The 18,882-nt window shown below is 34.1% G+C and carries 20 protein-coding genes; 5 read left to right on the top strand and 15 right to left on the bottom strand.

Translation table 11 applies throughout. The annotated features are described in order from the left end of the window. Window positions 1-2 precede the first annotated feature (2 nt). From QO263_RS03975 to QO263_RS03935, 9 genes are all read right to left on the bottom strand, one after another. Window positions 3-923: a Vgb family protein gene (locus QO263_RS03975; RefSeq protein WP_285626700.1), complete on the bottom strand. Its 921-nt coding sequence runs from the start codon at window positions 921-923 to the stop codon at window positions 3-5. A gap of 632 nt (window positions 924-1,555) precedes the next feature. Further along, window positions 1,556-2,380 (bottom strand): undecaprenyl-diphosphate phosphatase, encoded by an 825-nt coding sequence (locus QO263_RS03970; RefSeq protein ID WP_285626698.1) that lies wholly within the window; start codon window positions 2,378-2,380, stop codon window positions 1,556-1,558. Between the two features lie 12 nt (window positions 2,381-2,392). Then, window positions 2,393-3,139: an ABC transporter permease gene (locus QO263_RS03965; RefSeq protein ID WP_285626697.1), complete on the bottom strand. Its 747-nt coding sequence runs from the start codon at window positions 3,137-3,139 to the stop codon at window positions 2,393-2,395. Continuing rightward, entirely contained in the window at window positions 3,123-4,046 is a 924-nt protein-coding gene (locus QO263_RS03960) for an ABC transporter ATP-binding protein (protein WP_285626696.1), read from the bottom strand. Before QO263_RS03960 ends, QO263_RS03965 begins: the two co-directional genes overlap by 17 nt. 204 nt (window positions 4,047-4,250) lie before the next feature. Beyond that, on the bottom strand, window positions 4,251-5,159 hold the full coding sequence (locus tag QO263_RS03955) for a sensor histidine kinase (RefSeq protein ID WP_285626694.1): 909 nt from the start codon (window positions 5,157-5,159) through the stop codon (window positions 4,251-4,253). Further along, on the bottom strand, window positions 5,156-5,863 hold the full coding sequence (locus QO263_RS03950; protein ID WP_257531358.1) for a response regulator transcription factor: 708 nt from the start codon (window positions 5,861-5,863) through the stop codon (window positions 5,156-5,158). Before QO263_RS03950 ends, QO263_RS03955 begins: the two co-directional genes overlap by 4 nt. 608 nt (window positions 5,864-6,471) lie before the next feature. Then, the gene (locus QO263_RS03945; RefSeq protein ID WP_257531356.1) at window positions 6,472-6,915 is read right to left on the bottom strand and encodes a GNAT family N-acetyltransferase; all 444 of its coding nucleotides are present in this window, start codon (window positions 6,913-6,915) and stop codon (window positions 6,472-6,474) included. A 507-nt stretch (window positions 6,916-7,422) separates the two neighbouring features. Beyond that, entirely contained in the window at window positions 7,423-7,749 is a 327-nt protein-coding gene (locus tag QO263_RS03940; protein ID WP_285626693.1) for a helix-turn-helix transcriptional regulator, read from the bottom strand. Window positions 7,750-8,048: 299 nt separating this feature from the next. Continuing rightward, window positions 8,049-8,561, bottom strand: a complete 513-nt coding sequence (locus QO263_RS03935; RefSeq protein WP_285626690.1) for a ferritin-like domain-containing protein — start codon at window positions 8,559-8,561, stop codon at window positions 8,049-8,051. A gap of 600 nt (window positions 8,562-9,161) precedes the next feature. On the opposite strand from QO263_RS03935, the gene QO263_RS03930 reads away from it, so the two are divergent. Next, a complete protein-coding gene (locus QO263_RS03930) occupies window positions 9,162-10,061 on the top strand; it encodes an SDR family oxidoreductase (protein ID WP_285626688.1) in 900 nt (299 codons plus the stop codon). Window positions 10,062-10,077: 16 nt separating this feature from the next. Further along, window positions 10,078-11,289 carry an AGE family epimerase/isomerase gene (locus QO263_RS03925; protein ID WP_285626686.1) on the top strand — a complete coding sequence of 404 codons (1,212 nt, stop codon included), beginning with the start codon at window positions 10,078-10,080 and terminating at the stop codon, window positions 11,287-11,289. Between the two features lie 379 nt (window positions 11,290-11,668). On the opposite strand, the gene rlmD is transcribed toward QO263_RS03925, so the two are convergent. The 6 genes from rlmD to QO263_RS03895 form a co-directional block, all read right to left on the bottom strand. Beyond that, window positions 11,669-12,982 carry a 23S rRNA (uracil(1939)-C(5))-methyltransferase RlmD gene (gene rlmD / locus QO263_RS03920; protein WP_352169703.1) on the bottom strand — a complete coding sequence of 438 codons (1,314 nt, stop codon included), beginning with the start codon at window positions 12,980-12,982 and terminating at the stop codon, window positions 11,669-11,671. A gap of 136 nt (window positions 12,983-13,118) precedes the next feature. Beyond that, complete coding sequence (locus QO263_RS03915) at window positions 13,119-13,448, bottom strand: tRNA-binding protein (RefSeq protein WP_285626684.1); 330 nt, start codon at window positions 13,446-13,448, stop codon at window positions 13,119-13,121. Window positions 13,449-13,513: 65 nt separating this feature from the next. Further along, window positions 13,514-14,704 carry a winged helix-turn-helix domain-containing protein gene (locus QO263_RS03910; RefSeq protein WP_285626682.1) on the bottom strand — a complete coding sequence of 397 codons (1,191 nt, stop codon included), beginning with the start codon at window positions 14,702-14,704 and terminating at the stop codon, window positions 13,514-13,516. Window positions 14,705-14,941: 237 nt separating this feature from the next. Further along, window positions 14,942-15,973, bottom strand: a complete 1,032-nt coding sequence (locus tag QO263_RS03905) for a class I SAM-dependent methyltransferase (protein WP_285626680.1) — start codon at window positions 15,971-15,973, stop codon at window positions 14,942-14,944. A 20-nt stretch (window positions 15,974-15,993) separates the two neighbouring features. Beyond that, window positions 15,994-16,593, bottom strand: a complete 600-nt coding sequence (locus QO263_RS03900) for a GNAT family N-acetyltransferase (protein WP_285626678.1) — start codon at window positions 16,591-16,593, stop codon at window positions 15,994-15,996. A gap of 294 nt (window positions 16,594-16,887) precedes the next feature. Further along, window positions 16,888-17,157 carry a CD3324 family protein gene (locus tag QO263_RS03895; RefSeq protein ID WP_285626676.1) on the bottom strand — a complete coding sequence of 90 codons (270 nt, stop codon included), beginning with the start codon at window positions 17,155-17,157 and terminating at the stop codon, window positions 16,888-16,890. 433 nt (window positions 17,158-17,590) lie between these two features. Here QO263_RS03895 and QO263_RS03890 point away from each other — a divergent pair, with 433 nt between their 5' ends. The 3 genes from QO263_RS03890 to QO263_RS03880 are packed head-to-tail and all read left to right on the top strand — an operon-like array spanning window position 17,591 to window position 18,711. Beyond that, window positions 17,591-18,094, top strand: a complete 504-nt coding sequence (locus QO263_RS03890; RefSeq protein ID WP_285626673.1) for an RNA polymerase sigma factor — start codon at window positions 17,591-17,593, stop codon at window positions 18,092-18,094. Between the two features lies 1 nt (window position 18,095). Continuing rightward, window positions 18,096-18,440 carry an anti-sigma factor gene (locus QO263_RS03885; RefSeq protein WP_285626670.1) on the top strand — a complete coding sequence of 115 codons (345 nt, stop codon included), beginning with the start codon at window positions 18,096-18,098 and terminating at the stop codon, window positions 18,438-18,440. Between the two features lie 13 nt (window positions 18,441-18,453). Beyond that, on the top strand, window positions 18,454-18,711 hold the full coding sequence (locus tag QO263_RS03880; RefSeq protein WP_285626667.1) for a hypothetical protein: 258 nt from the start codon (window positions 18,454-18,456) through the stop codon (window positions 18,709-18,711). Window positions 18,712-18,882: the final 171 nt, after the last annotated feature.

Genomic DNA, 18,882 nt, shown 5'->3' with positions numbered 1-18,882 from the left:
GTTCAAACTGGGAAAAATTCAGTAAAATTATTTGCCGAAATTTCTCCAAAAACACTTGCCAGTAACAATTCTTCTGTAAACCATATTGCTCCATCTGGTCCAAGGACAAGACCATGTGGTTCTGAATCTATTGTGGGGATTTGATATTCGATTATTTCGCCACATGATTTAATCCTACCAATCTGGTTACCTCCCCATTCTGTAAACCAAAGTTCCCCATCTTTACCCGATACAATTGCATGAGGTTTAGCATTTTGTGTTGGCAGTGAGTATTCGGTAAATTCTCCCGATATAGTGATTCGACCTATCTTGTTACCCATTATTTCTACAAACCAAATAGCATCATCGCCACCTTTACAAATTCCAACTGGGCCAGAGGCCATAGTTGGAATGTTAAATCCAGTTATATCCCCAGATATGGTAATTCTACCTATTCTGTTTCCTTGGTTCTCTGTAAACCAAAGTGCTCCATCTGAACCTGCTATAATCATTGATGGAAATGAACCTGGATTAGGTAAATCATACTCACTAATTTCTCCATTCACGGTGATTCTTCCAATCTTATTGCTAGTAATCTCTGTAAACCACATTGCACCATCAGGACCTAATGTTATTCCATAGGGGCCTGCATTGGTAGTAGGGATATCATATTCTGTAACCTTCCCATCTATTGTAATCTTTCCTATCTTATTAGCTTTATATTCTGTAAACCACATAGCCTCATCAATTCCCTTTGTTATTATTAAAGGTTCTGCATCTAGAGTTGGAAGTAAATACTCTGTAATTTCACCTTTCGTTGTAATTCGTCCTATTTTATTTCCTCTATTTTCTGTAAACCACATGGCTCCGTCAGGTCCTACAGTAATTCCATATGGTCCTGATTTATCCATTGGAAGTTTATATTCATTTACGTTTATATTCATTTGCTTATCATCCTTTCATTTTAAAAACAAAAAAACCTTTCCCAACTAAAAGTCTCGGAAAGGTTACAAGTATCATTATATAAATTTAGTATAAAACAACTATTCTCAAATAGAAGTAGTTAATTAATACTATATAAATCTAGTTAAATTGACACTATTATAATCCTATCCAAAACTTATAGTAGTTTAAGCAACACCAACTAACATACCCTAAATGTTAAAAGATATGTTAACTTTACCTATACTACCTTAACTTCTAAAAACTAGATAAGATTATATGATCATTTTAACTAATCACCTCATGTTTATTTTATTTACATTTAAAGTATAGTACATTTAAGATTATAATTCAATGATTTATCAGTGAATTTGTAGAGCTTGGCATATTTCTATTCTCTTCTATCTATCTTTTACCCCAAATTTATCTTAGAAGTAATCATTTCATGTCAATAAAAAAGTAGGAGTTATCATAGAGTTTTTTCTACGAATTCTCCTACTTTATGAAGAATTTTACTTAATTGCTAAAGAACTTCTTATATAGAGACATATTATAAAATGTTTTTGACACAGTATATAAAGAATATATCGCGATTTTGTTATAGTCTATCTAAAGCTAATGTTCATAATCTATATTATCGCACCAATACAAAATACAGCAGTACAATAATTCCAAGTATAATCCTATACCAACCAAACACTCTGAAATCGTGCTTTTTAATATATCCCATTAAAAATTTTATAGCAAATACCGATACCATAAAGGCTATCACCATGCCAAATCCAAGAGTAAGAAGCTCTGAACTTGTAAAATCAAAGCCAAACTTTAACAGTTTAAATGCACTTGCACCAAACATTGTCGGCACAGCAAGAAAAAAGCTGAACTCTGCCGCCGCTACTCTGGATACACCAATAATAAGCGCACCAATAATGGTTGCACCTGAACGAGATGTTCCAGGGATAAGAGACAGCACTTGAAACACTCCAATCATAAAAGCCGTTTGATAGCTAATTTCCGCTAACGTATTCGTTTTTGGTTTACGTCTTTTATTCCAAGCCTCAATAACTATAAACAACACTCCATAAAGTATAAGCATTGCGGCAATTACAATAGGAGTACCTAAGTATGCTTCCAGGAAGTCATCAAACAAGAGGCCTATAATTCCCGACGGAATACACGCTACCAACACCTTAAACCATATGAAAAAAATATCTTTTTTGATTATTGGATTTTCTCTAAAGCCAAAGGGAAACATCTTATCCCAAAACATAATTACAACAGCCAGAATTGCACCAAGCTGTATCACTACGAAAAACATTTCCTTAAACTCTTCACTCATATTAAGCTGCAAAAACTCATCAATAAGTAACATATGCCCTGTACTACTGATAGGCAACCACTCTGTAATACCTTCAACAATTCCAATAATAATCACTTTTATTAATTCTAAAATATCCATAAATTAGCCTCCTTATTTAACATCCTGTTTTTTAAAATAAGCAAAGCTTGAAAAAACTCCAAAGAAGAAAACAGTCAATATGATAACAAGAGCTGTTTCAATTGAATAGTTATATTTTTCAATATCCCCGCTTGCAATCAAATGAGGAGATGTCCACGGAAACAATACCCCTAAGTCTTCATTGGCCAGTGCAACATTGCCAAGAACTACTGTGGCTGCTGCAATAATCGGTGTAAATAAGTTTTTAAGCCAAAGTGTTATAAAGACGAAAGGTGACATTGTAAAATACAGTAAAAAAGCACCTAGAAAATACTCTTTAAGTGACTGTGTAATAACAGTAGCACTAAACTGGGCAGCATTGCCGATAATACTTAAAAGCAAAGTTGATAACCATGCTACTGCTGTTAAGATCATCATCCATATAAAAAGCATAAAGAATTTTGCAGTTAAAAAAGCTCCCTTTGAAACAGGAACGGTAAGCACCGACTTCAACGTATTTTCAGTATATTCACGGCTGAAAAGGTATGCAGCTATCACTCCATATACAATAACACCAAATAAAAGAAGTACATATAAATTTGTCTGTTCTAGCATATCCCAATAAGTAATAACTTTATTTGGCTCAGTAATTTTAGCTTTTATCAGCCCAGCAAAAACCATGACAGGCGATACCATTGCACCTAAAACACTGATAAAAAACATTTTTGAGCGTTTTAGCTTTAAAAATTCACAATATACTAGATTAGCCAAGTTTCCCACCTCCAATCAAGTTTGAGAAATAATCCTCCAGTTTTTCTTCACTAATATTGACTTTTGATACTGAAATATCACTTTCTACAAAACACTGATTTAGCATTGATCTCATTTCCAAATTAGTGTAGAGGCGAATACTACCCTTTTCATGTACGCTATAATCAGTAAGTCCAAACTTTTGCTCAAGCAAAAGACAAGCTTTGTTTTCATCTGAGACCATAAACTCAACATATTGCCTGTTGCGCTGGTGAAGTTCCTGCATAGCTACTTCCTCAATAAGCCTACCTTCATGCATAACTCCGATAATATCTGCAAGCTGTTCAATCTCGCTTAAAATATGGCTTGAAATGAGTATTGTTACTCCTTTATCAATACAGAGCTTTTCAAGATATTTTCGTACCTCTTGTATACCTACAGGGTCGAGTCCATTAATTGGCTCATCTAAGATGAGCATCTCTGGTTCGTGCATAATCGCTGCTGCTATGCCAAGGCGCTGTTTCATACCAAGGGAATAGTTGCCAAAGGTTTTTTTCTTTTCCTTATCAAGACCTACAATTTCAAGTGCATTTTGTATGCTGTCCTTTTTGTGCTGTCCTCTCAAACAAGCAAAGATTTGTAAATTCTCTCTGCCTGTTAGGTTTTCATAAAAACCAGGTGTTTCAATCATAGAACCAATGCGACGATAAGTTCCCTTTAAATTTTTTCGGTAATCCTCTCCAAACAATGAAATTTCTCCACTTGTAGGTGCAGCAAGGTTTAACAGCATGCGCATAGTAGTGGTTTTGCCTGCCCCATTTCTACCAAGCAATCCATAGATTTTCCCTTGTGGAACATGCATATTCACACGGTCCACACCTATTTGTTCACCAAACCGCTTTGTCAGCTTGGTTGTTTTAATTGCATATTCACTCATCTGCATGACCTCCTTACAATACTTATTGTATCAGGTAATGCTGACATCACACTTGCGCAAATCTTACTTTTTTCTTACTTTAATAAAAAAGTCTCCCATTGGTTGGGAGGTTAAGGAAGCCTTTTTTAAATGTGTAACAGAAAGTCTAAAACTGCGAAAAATTTATATTTTCCTGCCCATTATAAAAAGAGATGACAAATGACTTCATCTCTTAAACATTGGTAGTTCAATAGTAAATTCTGTATATTCACCTATATTACTTTGTGCAGTTACCCTACCCCCATGCATCTTTGCAAGCTCTTTGACAATAGAAAGTCCAAGGCCACTGCTCTGTCTACTTCTTGATGTATCCCCTTTATATAACCGTTCAAAAACTTGTGGTAGTTTATCTTTACCTATACCAATCCCGTTATCTTTTACTATTATGCTAATAATACCGTTATTCTGTTTGGCGGCAACCTTCAAATGACTGCAACTACTGTGCTCTACCGCATTTTGAATAAGGTTGGATACCATACGCTTATATGCAGAAGTGTCAAGTTCTAGGATCCATTCCTCATCTGGAATTTCTATTTCGGGAGTTATTTCCTTCTGCTCTAATGTAGGCAACCAATCAATAACTATTTCTTTAGTTAACTCACAAATATCAGTATCTTGCATGATCAGCTTCAATTCTTTGGAGTCTATCTTGAACCAGTCAAACAGTGTATCAATAAGCCTCTTTAAGTCATAGGCTTTTTTTCTAGCAATTTTGATGTATTCCTCTTTTTCCCCATCATCAACAATATCAATTTCAAGTGCGTCCAAGTAACCAAGCAAAGATGTAAGGGGCGTTCTCACATCATGGGAAAGGCTTGTGAGTAATTCTTTGTTTGCTTGCTCTAACCTTTTCTGACGTGATAATTCTTGGTTATGGCTATAAATTAACTCATTAATTTCAAAACTTATTTTCGAAACAACTCCGTTATCTTTGATAAATATTTTTTTATTTTCTCCATTTTTAGCCGCCACAAGAACGTCTAACATTTGCCTTAGCTGTTTTCTCTGCATAACAAAGAGAAATATACACAGAATACAAATCAGGCTGAGGGTAACTATAATAAATATACTCATATTATACTCCTTCCATCAAATTTGTAACCAACACCCCATACAGTCTGAATAAACTGAGGCTGTTCAGGATTCGGCTCTATTTTTTTGCGGAGTCTACGAATATGTACCATAATATTGTTATCATCAAATGCATATTCATCCTTCCATACTGCACGATATATCTGTTTTTTGGTAAAAACCCTACCACTGTTCTTAGCAAGGAAATAAAGCAAATCAAACTCCTTTGCTGTAAGATCCACAGTTGCTCCAGAGGCTATAACCTCCCTTGTAGCAGGTGCGATTGAAAGATTATCAAATGTCAGCATAGATGCAGATTCCTCTACACTCTCACCACCTAAAGTAGTATAGCGACGAATGATAGACTGCACCCTTGCAACAAACTCATTCATACTAAATGGTTTTGTAAGATAATCATCAGCACCGAGCCTAAGTCCTAAAACCTTATCGATTTCACTGTCTTTTGCAGTAAGCATAAGAACCGGCACGCTGCTTGTTTTACGCAGATCAGAAAGTACATCAAAGCCATTTTTCTGCGGAAGCATGACATCAAGCACAACAAGCTGATATGAAGTGGTTAATCCTTCTGTAAGACCGTCTGCTCCATTATGTTTGGTGGTAACGACATAGCCTTCTGTTTCAAGGTACCTTTCAACAAGAGCACAAAGTTCTATGTCATCATCTATGATTAAAATTTTTTGTTTCACGTTTTCACCTTCTTTTTAGCAAAATTAAAACATTACATTTCCTTGTAAATTTGTTTATTTAATTAAGTCTTTTCAATCACCTTTAGATTGCCATTCATTTTGCAAACCCAGTTAAGAGATTCCGTTTCTATGATAGTTTCTTCTAATAGCTCGTTAACATCACTTATGTTATCCGCTCATTATCAATAACAATATCAACAGCATTGATATTGTTATTATATATACATAGCCAACTTTAGTCAATTTAAAAAGGAATAAATATCCAATCAAGGAAATTTACCCCTCCCTTTTTATTTCGAGATATAAAAAAGAGGCTATGTCTATAATTTAAATTAACCTAAAAACTTAGCCCCTTGGTTTTCAATTCTATTTCTTGTATCTAGATATCTCAAAATATGTTGATAAATATTATTTAATCTATATTGCCTATTTTGCCCATCACCATTGAATCACAAATTTTTATGATAACTATAATTGAAATCATCATATAAATGTAATTTGGATAGACATAGTTAGCGTACAACATCTTACCACTGCGACGCCAAATATAAATGTTAGAAAACATTTTTTCCTATATAACTGTATATATACTTAATTTTATCTCCGCACTATTTAACAAGAATTATCAAATCACTAAGTGTTTTAAATCCGTTTTTTTCATAGAACTTCTGTGATGGATAATTTTTTTCTGTATTTAATATCATTGCATTCATTCCTTGCTCTTTAATATCTTCTTCTATTGCCTTTATAAACCAGCTGCCAATAGCTCTACCCTGCATTTCATAACTAACGCAAAATTCATCTATATAATATTCAAAGCCTTCTATCCATGGTTTTTTCATACCAATACTCAAGGCTACTACCTTATCATCTAACAAAGCTGCATAACCTACAAAGTAGTTATTGTTAAAATGATTATTAAAAAACTCCACTACTTGTTTTCTTGATTCGTAAATATCATTCCATGGTTCTTTAGTGAATGTTTCAATATATAAATCCACACAATCATTAATCATATGTTTTTTAATTTTTGATAAAACTAATTCTTCCATGCTTCTCCTCCTACACAACTTGTTGTTTGCTTTTTCTTTTTACATGCACAATATTTTACCTATGTTCATCTATAGTATATAATTCACCTACCATAATATCAACCAAATTTAACCATTTACTCTTCCTATATCTCCAATTATCCAATGTCATCTGTCAAATGTCCTATTTAAAAGGGTCAAAAATCGGTGTTTTTTAGCCGATTTTTGACCCAAATTTTATCCCGAAACCACTATATATTGTGGTCGAACCCTACTTTTTCTCCTTTCAACCACAATACGTCATCAGAATTATACTCTCAACGTGCCTTGAGGATACAAAAAAGATGACCATAAAGCCCAGTACTCCCTTGATGTCAGAATAATAAATGTATATTACCGGCTTACACCTTACTAAATTACTAACTTGCCTTTGATAATACAATCAAGAGCTGAGTATTAGAATAATCTTCTTTACATTTAGTTCATACTTTGCAATGACTGATTACTCCTACTTTTAATTATTTCCTTTTATTTTTCTTTTGAACGGACGAGATTAAAAAGCTGAATCTTACTTGTTACTTCAAGCTTTTTATATATGTTCTGTATATGGTTATCCACAGTTTTATTGGCTATATACAGGTTTTCAGCAATTTGTTTATATGTAAGTCCGGCAAGAAGCAGTTCAATTACTTCAATTTCTTTTTCTGTAATAGAATACTTTTTTATAAAGAATTCCGTTAATTTGTCATCTTCAATAAACGCTGGCGAATTGAAATATCTATATGCAAAACCAAGTGAACATATATTTATCACCAGAAAGTAAGCAGGCAATAACAATATTTTAAGTAAAATCACATCTTCAAGTACCGGAATATACACTCGAAAAGATTCAAAAATAAAAAAGGCAAGAAGATTAATGTAATTATTGTAAGTACATTAACAGCTTTTTTAAAATCCTTATTTCCTATTTGTTTATACCTTAATATTGTTATTAATAATTCATAGACGATTACAAGTATTGGAATAAGATTAGATTTAAAAATATAGTTCATGTTATATATTTTAGATTGAACGCTTTGGAGTTCATAAGTCTCGGTTTTACCTCTTTAAACCTGCATCTATCATTTTGTCTTTGCTTATATCTATCTCACTTTTTATGCTAGGCCATCATATGCATCTGGATCATATTTTAACAACAGCTTTGTCAAGTGTTCAGCATGCCCTTTTTCTTCCAGCGTAACCACTCTTAAGACATCCTGGATATCCTTGTATGGAAATTTTAATATGTCGGCTTCATACAGTATAACAGCTTCAAATTCGCCTTTAATATCATCCCGCAGATTATTCAGTATAATCTGATTGTCAGGCTTCGGATTATAGCTTTGAATCGGTATTTGTGGCCCCGGATTATCAGTTTTATGTAATAAAAACTGCTGACACTGCTCTGGATCATATTTTCGAAGCAACTGCAATATCCATCCATAATGTTTTTTCTCATCAAGCATAATGCTGTGCCATGCATTGTTGATTTCTATTATGTTCGAATTGGTAATATGACTCTGATATCCATTAATAGCTATAATTTCACCAATTAATATCTCTCTTAGCTTATTGGTGAATTGATGAGCCATGCCCTGGGGCTGTCCATTTGGATATGTATAACTCATATTATTAATACCTCCCTTTTATTAAATTTTTATAACATAATATTCGTTATACTCACCAAATATGTACACTCATTAAATATCTCAGAGTCTTCCAACCTTCAGCCAATGTTTTCAGTGTATGAATATAGAACACCATCTCTTTTGATTGACATCAAAGGATTTGAATGATTACCTATTCTAGAGTTATCTTCTGCATTGCAAAATCCTTATTCTAATTCATCATTTAGCGCACTTATTTTTTTAGATACAACTCATATGGTTTTGGCAAAAACTTCTAGTACAAAATCTCCAACAAACATTGAAGTCGATAATAAATCTAACATAACTTCCTAATTTTTTAAATTTTGGAAATTCATATATAGTAGCAATAATATCGCAATCAATTGTGAACTGCATGTGCAAAACACAATATATCAAGAAGAAGCTGCTTATTATCAATATTGTCACGAATTTTAAAACAGGTGTCATCCAGATGTAGATTCTGTTGGTAGCATATTACAAATTTCTTATAACAAATTCCTCGTTTACAATAAAGTGGCATTAAGGCAATTATCTACATATATTATATTATCAATTCTGTTTAATTTGGAGGGTTACCTTATGAATTTATACTATCCTTATTTAGGTTACAAAAAAGTATGTCATCAAGTTCCAGTACAGTTTCCGCCGCAGCACCAGCCTGTGCAGCCCGGTTTGGAAACACTCATGAATCCGAAACCCATTTTCGATAATCCAGATCATATCGGAACCGGAAAGCTCAAAGGCAAAGTTGCGCTGATAACGGGGGGTGACAGCGGCATAGGCAGGGCTGTTTCGGTTGCCTTTGCCAAGGAGGGCGCGGATATTTCCGTTGTTTATTACAACGAGCATGAGGATGCGCAAAATACAAAAGCATATATAGAAAAGCTAGGCAGGAAATGTATTCTGATTGCTGGAGATGTGCGAGACGAAACGTTCTGCAGACAGACGGTTGCGGATACCGTTACATCCCTTGGTCGTTTGGATGTACTGGTAAATAATGCTGGTGTACAGTTTCCGCAGAATAGTATTGAAGATATATCTGCTGAACAGCTTCAACTAACCTTCCAGGTCAACATTTTTGCGATGTTTTACATGACAAAAGCCGCGCTGCCACATCTGAGAAGCGGAAGCACAATTATTAACACTACTTCCATCAACGCATACATTGGGAATGATCAGCTGATTGATTATTCCAGTACAAAGGGTGCGATTGTCAGTTTTACACGTGCAATGGCACATTCTCTTGTGTCAAAGGGAATCCGTGTCAATGCAGTGGCACCCGGCCCCATTTGGACACCGCTTCAGCCGGCAAGCTGGCCAGCGGAATATGTCACGACTCTAGGTTCGGATACCCCCATGAAAAGATCCGGGCAACCATGGGAGCTGGCCCCCACATATGTTTATCTTTCGTCCGGCGATTCCTCTTATGTAACAGGGCAGGTTCTTCATGTGGACGGCGGTGCCTCCATGCAATCGTAAAAGAAGGAGTGAGTATATGAACACCGAAACGTTGAGAAGTTCCTGTTTTCAAAGCTCTGAATGGCTGAAAAGCCATATATTCACCATTCTGAACTTTTATTACCCCCAGTGCATGGATGATAAAAACGAAGGCTATTATAACTGTTTTCTAGATGACGGAACTATTTGTGATTACAATACCAAGCATCTGATAAGCACCACGCGTTTTATTTATGATTTCAGCGTTGGCTCAATAATTGGAAATCAGCCAGGATGGTATGTCCGTGCACTGTCGCAGGGACTCAGCTTTCTTCAAAAAAACCATTTGGATCATAAAAACGGAGGATATTATTGGATTCTTAGAGATCAAAGGGTAGAAGATCCCACCAAATTCGCATATGGCCATGCCTTCGTCCTGCTGTCAGCTGCAAGGGCTGCTCAAGCTGGGATGGCGCAGGCCACCAAAATCATCGAATATACTTATAACGTGTTGGAAAAGCATTTCTGGGAACCCCGATACAGACTTTACAAGGACGAAATAAGCGCCGATTGGTCGGTGGTATCTCCTTATCGCGGGCAAAATTCGAATATGCACATGTGCGAAGCGATGATGGCTGCCTACGATGCCACATCAAACGTGAAGTACCTTCAAAGAGCCTATGATCTGGCGAAATCTGTGACTGTTAAACTGGCTGCGCAGTCCGGGGGCATGATCTGGGAGAACTTCTATCCAGACTGGACGATTGACTGGACTTACTACGAAAAAGACGAATCCCTGCAGCAATTCCGTCCGACAGGGTTTGTCCCAGGGCATCAAATCGAATGGAGTAAGCTGTTGCTGCTCCTGGAGCGGTATTACCATGAGGATTGGATGCTTGAAAGAGCAAAATATCTATATCATGCAGGATTAAGCAAAGGTTTTGATCCCCAATACGGCGGTGTGTTTTACCTTTTGTCCAGAGATGGTGCCGTTATCAATACAGATAAAATCTATTGGGTGCTTGCTGAAACCATTGGCGCTTCAGCGTTGATGGCCGTACGGAAAAATTCACAATACTATTGGGATGTGTATAATTCCATGTTTAGGTACTGTTGGTCATATATGATTGATACGGTCTACGGCGGCTGGTACAATATCCTAAACAGAGAGGGAAAAAGGTACAGCAATATAAAAAGCCCGCTTACAAAAACGGATTATCATCCCATTGCTAACTGCTACGAAACCATACGGGCACTCAGTCTAATATAAATACAATACCTTAATCAGTATTGTTAATGAGACTCAGCAATTAATTGATGAAAGTGGAATATCGCAAGAAACTATAATTGAATCAATGGCTATAGCTGATGATAAAAGAAATCCATCATACTTTTTTGTTGCGCAAGCTATCCTTGTTTATGCTATTCCTATTACGTTAAATTATATTGAAAGATATGAGATTGCTGCCAAGCAAGGTTGCCGTCAGGAGTTGTAATTGATCATGAAATACTCTCCTGCGATATGCTACCCCCTGAGTAGACAATACAAATAACAAAACTTGACCGAAAAAGTCTAAAACGCTAATTTAGAGAATTATCTCATATATTCGATGGAGAGATTCTATTCACAGCCCTTTTTGCGCTTATATTCATTCGATTTTTCGACAAATTGTGACACATTCCGTATGCGGTGTATGAGGAAACATATCCATACATTTTACTTTTTGAACCTTATATCCTCTTTCTTCAAATACAGGTAAATCTCTTGCCAATGACTTTGGATTACATGATACGTATATGAATTCCTCTGGTTCAAAGTCTATTATTTTTTGTATAGCCTTTGGATGTATACCATCTCTTGGAGGGTCTAGTATTATTAAGTCAGGCTTTTCATTAAGCTCTGATACTTTTTCCATTACATCTCCTGCTATGAAGTGACAGTTATCTAACCCATTTAATTTTGCATTTTCCTCAGCAGATTCTACCGCTTCCTCAACTATCTCTATACCTACAACCTTCCTTGCAACAGTTGCCATGATTTGCGCTATTGTACCTGTTCCACAGTATAGGTCATATATGAGCTTATCTTTTTTATCTCCTGCAAAGTCTCTTACTATGGAGTATAGCTTTTCTGCTCCTAATGTGTTTGTCTGGAAGAATGAAAATGCAGATATCTTAAATTTCAAACCTAGTATTTCTTCTACTATATAATCTCTTCCAAATAATATCTTTGTTTCATCACTTTGAACTGTATCTGAAAAATTATCGTTTACGGTATGAAGAAAACCTACAAGCCTTCCCCTATATTCAATATCCTTTAGCCTTTCTATAAGCTCGTCTAATTTTAATTGCTGTTGTGAGGTAGTGACTAGATTAACTAGTAGCTCCCCTGTTTTTATGGCTTTTCTAACTACTAGATGTCTTAATACGCCTTTGTGACTTCTTTTGTTATATAACTCTACACCTTTTTCTCTAAAGTAATCTAATGTATTAGTCAGTATTTTAATGAAATCACTGTCTACTATCTGGCAGCCTTCTACAGTAACTATTTCATAGAATTTTCCTTTTTGATGAAGACCAAGGCTTAATTCTCCACCCTTTTCAACATCTCCAAATGTAAATTCCATTTTATTTCTATAGTCATACTCTAGAGGACTTGGTTCTATTCCTAGATATTCAAAATCCTTTATTCCAGCATCTCTTAATAACTTAGTAACTTGATTACTCTTAATATTCAATTGTTCCTCATATGATAATGTCTGATAGGAGCAGCCACCACAAGCACCAAAGTGCCTACAAAACGGCTCCTTTTCTATAGGCGACTTTTCTAAAACCTCTAGTACTTTACCTTCTATTTTATCTTTTCTTTTTTTCGTTATTCTTATTTTAACCTTTTGTCCTTTTATAGCATCCTTTACTATTATCCTATTATCTCCAACCTTTGCTAGTCCCTTGTTAGGAATTTCTACTTCATCTATATAAACGTCCAGTATGTCATTCTTTTTAATAGTAATCTCCTCCTATGTAAATTTATAAAAATCCTTAATATCATTATATATAATGATATTTCCTAAATCAAAAACATTATTATATATCTTTCTATCCTAACTTATCTCCTTTTTTTACTAATTGTTCTGGTTGAATTAGAACTACACCTTGCTTTGAGTATACGCCTAATACTAAGACCTCTGACATGAAGTCTGCAATTTGTCTTGGTGGAAAATTAACTACTCCTAATACTTGTTTTCCGACAAGCTCTTCTATTTTATAGCATTCAGTGATTTGCGCACTAGATTTCTTTATTCCTACTTCTTCTCCAAAGTCTACCCACAATTTATATGCAGGCCTTTTTGCCTTTTCAAAATTCTCTGCTTGAATAATCTCTCCAACCCTAATATCCAATTTTAAAAAATCATCAAAAGTAGTCATGTGTAAACACCTTCCTCTTAAGTATTTTTATATGCATAATGCTAATTGAAACTTACTTAATACTATTATCTTTCAATTTTACACTCTAAGACAATATTCTTGCAATTATTGAGGCTGGCAAATCTTTCAATGCAATCTTCAATATCCTCATAAAGACAATTATAGCTGTCAGCGGTATTTTCAAACCAAAGGTTCTTAACTATAAGCTGTTTTGATTTTCTATCATTTACTACTTCTATTCTACCAATAAAGCTATCCCTAGATAGAACAGGCAATACATAATAGCCATATTTTCGTTGAATAACAGGTGTATATATTTCCCATTTATATTCAAAATCAAAAATTTTTCTAATCAGCTTTCTATCCCAAAGCATATTATCAAGAGGAGCTATGAACTCAGTTCGTCCTATAAATTCACCATCATTTAGCACAGCTTCAATTAAAGGTTTATCTTCTGAAAGGCAATAGAATTCGTCAGATATATCGTCAATAAGGATTTTGCTAATCTTACCTTCTTTATGTAGTTTCTCAAATGCAATATTTCGATTGGCTGATTTTAACCCACTAATCCCAAGCCATGCATCTGATGGTTTGTTCCAAAGCATCCCCATTGCACCAATACGTCTCAAAATTCCCCACTGAAAATATTCTTCTTGAGTTATATTTGGGTCATGGGTGTTTAATATTTCTTCTGGTATATGTTCATTAGCAAGAAAATAATGCTTGATTGTTCCTTTTTTATGATGGATAATAAGCTCCCCCTGAAAATACAATGCTTCTAGTACTGCACGAGATAAAGTCGTAGGACTCCAATACCAATCAACTTGTTTATTAAAATTAACATCCTTTGAAGACACAAAGCCTTTTTCCTTAATAATTGCCTTTATTTCATCTATAACAGCATCGATTTGGTCCTTACTTCTGACATTTCGTCCATAAGCGGCCCGCTGACGTGAAAAATACTTCCAGTCCTCTATACTAAATATAGACATATTCTTATCAAAATAATCTACAAGCTTTCTATCTGTGTATAAGAGCTTGTACAGCATATCCTTAGAAAATCCTTCTACTCTTGATTGCAATACTAGCTCAGGATTTTTTCCACAAACATCAATGGGATCAAACTGGATACAGCCTGCTTGCTTTATATAATCACATACTCCCTGTTCTCCAATAAATTTATAATTACCCATTAGACCTTGCTTTAATAAGATAAAATGCCGAGCCTGCTTGTTTGTAAGCTTAATTTGTTCCATCCTCATCCCCTCCCTAATGATTCCATTATATTCTATATAATAAAACATTTCAAACGTATGTTCTGCAAAATATAATGTTAATAATTTTGTGGTATTAAAAGATAACTCTATACCCAATATATAAACAAAAACTCCAGTCAAAAAGAGTTTGTACTCTCTATGAATGGAGCCTTTAAGCTGTTATTCACCGAACAAAGTCATGAACTTAAATACGTATATTATAAAACTATTAACTTTTTACTTAATAGCTGTTATCATGGGATCAATGTCTAAGGGTGCCTCTAATTCTGTTACTATTTTTACAACTTTCTTTATTACTTCATCTACTGAGTCTAAATTATCTGGTCTATTATCATCTGAATATTGATTAAATAATTTTGCTGCTGCGGCTCTGCCACTATAGGTAGGAAGTATCTCTTTAAATCCTGCCTCTTTTAGCCAAGCTGCTAAGGTTTTTCCGGAAGGATGAATAGTTTTGCATGCTTGAACATTAGTGATTATCGCTCTTATTTCTTCTAGAAAAGAAACTGTAACTTGATCAAAGATAACATTATTATCTGATGATAATTTGTTCTCAAATTTTTCCTCTGACATTGCAATAGTTAATCCGTATTGTAAAACATATTCATTTTTTAAATCTCTATTAAATAGTATCAACTTGCATGACTCTTCACTCAAATCTGATATCCATAAATCCTTTTCATATCCGTCTTTATAATCATTTAATGCCTCATAGGAGATTCTAATGCGACCTCCTGGCTTCAAAACCCGATATAATTTCTCTATAGTTTTCTTTGGATCTGGTGTTTGTTCTACAGATGATGCTGCCATAATTCCATCAAAGCAGTTATCCTCAAAAGGTAGTTTTGTTCCAGATATATAGCTTGTAAAGCTTGCATTATTAGTTCCCATTCGTTTAGCATTTCCTGTGCAGACCCTTACACGCTTCTCAGAGGAATCTAAGCCTATTACTTCTTTAACATAAGGAGCAACGATTAATGAAGGCCACCCATCTCCTGGACCAAAATCTAAGAGTTTTTTCCCTTCACCTTTTGTTGAATAAAGAAAATCATAGAGATCTCCTCTGTCTGTCCAATGTGATTTTTTAGTTGGGTCAAATGACTGATATATAATAGGCAGACTATAATCTGATTGAGATTCCATATCATTGTATATGAATTCTTCAGATGTACAGAATATAGGTTCTAATTCTGCTTCTATCCAGTCAAAAACACTTCTTTCGCTAATATTTTGATTTTTTATTAACATCAAATAACCCCCATTATCACTCAATATTTTTGAAGTAATTCTTCAAATTTTTTGATGTTTAACTTAAACGTTAAACTATCATATGAATTCCCTCTTATAATCCGAAATTTCCTTTCTCTATTGCATTCTTTAAAGCCAACTTTTTCTGCCATAGCAATCATAGGAAAATTTCCAGACCATGTTTCTGTATAGATATCTGTAATACCTTTAGAAAAATGATATTTTATGAAAGCAGTAAAAGCCTGTGTCCCATAACCTTTGTACCAGTAAGAAGACTCACAAATATCTATTCCAAGCGTATGTAGACAACCACCTTGCGAGGCAGATTTCCAATTATATTCTTCATCGTTAAGATAAGAATTAACGCCACCTATATGAATTCCATCTTTCGTATCAATTTCAAATCCCCAGCGAAATTCATTGTCATCTTTCTTGTCTTTCAACTTCTTCATTGCCTTTTCACAGAATTTTTCTTTATCAAAATTGATTAAATCTTTTTCAGCTTCCCAAGGTGCATCCCATTCATGCCAAGCAATTTCTTCAGTCATCCATCGGATATCATCAACTATATCCCCTTCTTTATAATCGCGTAGAATAATATCCTTATAAACAATAATCACTCTTCTATTCACCTCCCATAATTCAACAAGTGTATACGAGCCTCCAAAGAGTAACATTGTTATCATCATGTCTTATAACTTTAGATTTTATCTACTAGATGCATCTTTTTATTCACTTTTAAGCTATCTAAAATTCTAAACTTTATAAAAAATAATGGATGCACCTGCATCCATTATTTAATGAGTTATACTAAAAGCACCTCTATTTTCAACTTATACCATCCCCTTCCTCTAGTACTAACCGGTCGATTATATTTTCTCATTTTTCATCTTTAAATCATAGGAAGAGAATAATTATAATTGTTTTTTACCATAAACAATCTTTTTAATTGTTTCTTCACTTAGATAATACGTGTCGGCTATCTCATCTATAGGTATTCCATTCTTAAATAATTCATATATATTTCTATTCCGTTTTTCTAATGATTTTTTTGAGCCGTTTAAATGACCCCAGCCAACCCTCTTACTCTTTTTAGGTATGTATATTAATCCTCCATCAACATACTTCTGAACCTCTTTTAGAAGGTGAGCTGGTAATATTTCTACACCTTTTTTGTAACTCAAATAATAGTACCTCCTGCAATAAAGTATTAGATTTATAGATACTCAATGTATCTTTCATCATAATACCCACCTCCTTTAATTTATTTGTTTTAGAATTTTCCTTTAAAATATCCTGTTTCTTAAAGATATCTATATAATATATTAACTTACTTGCCTAATATTTACAATGCCTTTCTTGTCTTATTATAAATTCTTCCTTATCTAAATGGAGCAGTAGCCCTATCCCCCACTCTCAACTTAAAATATGATAAAATACAATAAAGATGATATAAATTCTAGACTTTATAAAATAAATAAAAATATTTAATTTCATTTGAACCATTTTCAGCTTTTATACGACTAAATAAATGAAAGCAGCTTTCAAGGGAGTGATATATATGGGGTTTTAGGAGGTAGCAGTAATAGTATTGAAAAGCTTTTAGATAGAGCAGTTTTGGGCAATACTGTTGCCTTTGAAGAATTAATGAATCCATATATTAAAATCCTTTACAACTATATACTCTCTAATATTTCAAGTACTGAAGATATAAAGGACATATTACAGGAAACTATGTTAGCAGCTTGGCAAGGATTAAAGGGTTTTAAACGAAATTCATCTTTTAAAACATGGGTAATTGGAATAACCAGAAGAAAAATTGCAGATTTTTATCGTAAGCATTATAACAGTAACTATTTTGAAACTCTGGAATTCAAGGATATAGAAAATATATCTTCTTCCTTTGACCAAATAGATAATATGATTGACTGCATAGATATTGAAAAATCTTTTGCTACATTATCACTACAAGATAGAGAATTACTATTCCTAATATTCAATGCACAGCTAAGCTATACTGAAATTGCTAATATAACTGGGATTCCAAAGGGTACTATTAAGAGCAGAATTCATTATCTGAAGTATAAGTTACGTCCTTTGCTCGAAGAAAGGAGTGTTTGAGATGAGCGAAGAATGCCAAAGCATGAAAGATTTCATTGTCGGCTATATAAACGATAATATAAATGAATTTGATAAAATTAAGCTTATAAATCATCTCAGTATCTGTCCTGAATGCAGAAAGGAATTTGCAATAACTTTGGAATTAAGTAAATTGATTTCAAATACAATGAAAGATGTGCCAAAAGACATCATGAAAGGTGCATTCTCTTTGATTCCAAAAACAGATAAAGAAAACGTTAATGTAACATTAGCAGATTTGAAATCTGCACTTAATACCTTAAAAATTATACCTTGTGTTTTATCTACTACAAAAAAGTCAATTAAGCTTGCATTACAATTTATATAAGGAGGTTATACAAATGCCTGAAATTAAGACAGATGCAACTATTCCAGAAATCGGAGAACTCTTAGACACGGTTTCTGATAAATTACCAAAAATTATTAATGGGCTAATAGGTACTCTTTACTCTGCTGAAGCTGGGAAGAACATGGGGCAGGCTGTAGGCAGCTTTTACAAAGAATTGCTTGGGTCGGGGATACCTCAAGATGCGGCTCTTGATATGGCCAAAAATTACATGCTATCTTTAAAAGATATTTCAAAAATAGTTGACAAGTAGCCTAAGGGTTTATGAAATGACAGTTATATATACCTATGGGAAATTAGCCATTAAGCTTTTAGTATTGTTGATAATTCTGCCCTTCTGGATAATTTATTCTTTTGCAAGATATATTATGTTTAAGCATTCCTTCACGAGGCAATTACATTTATCTGGATTGGATAGAAAAAC

Origin of the sequence: Proteiniborus sp. MB09-C3 (assembly GCF_030263895.1) — a bacterium.
Taxonomy (GTDB): domain Bacteria; phylum Bacillota; class Clostridia; order Tissierellales; family Proteiniboraceae; genus Proteiniborus.
The sequence above is the reverse complement of the archived record's forward strand: the minus strand, read 5'-3'. Positions and strand labels throughout refer to the sequence as shown.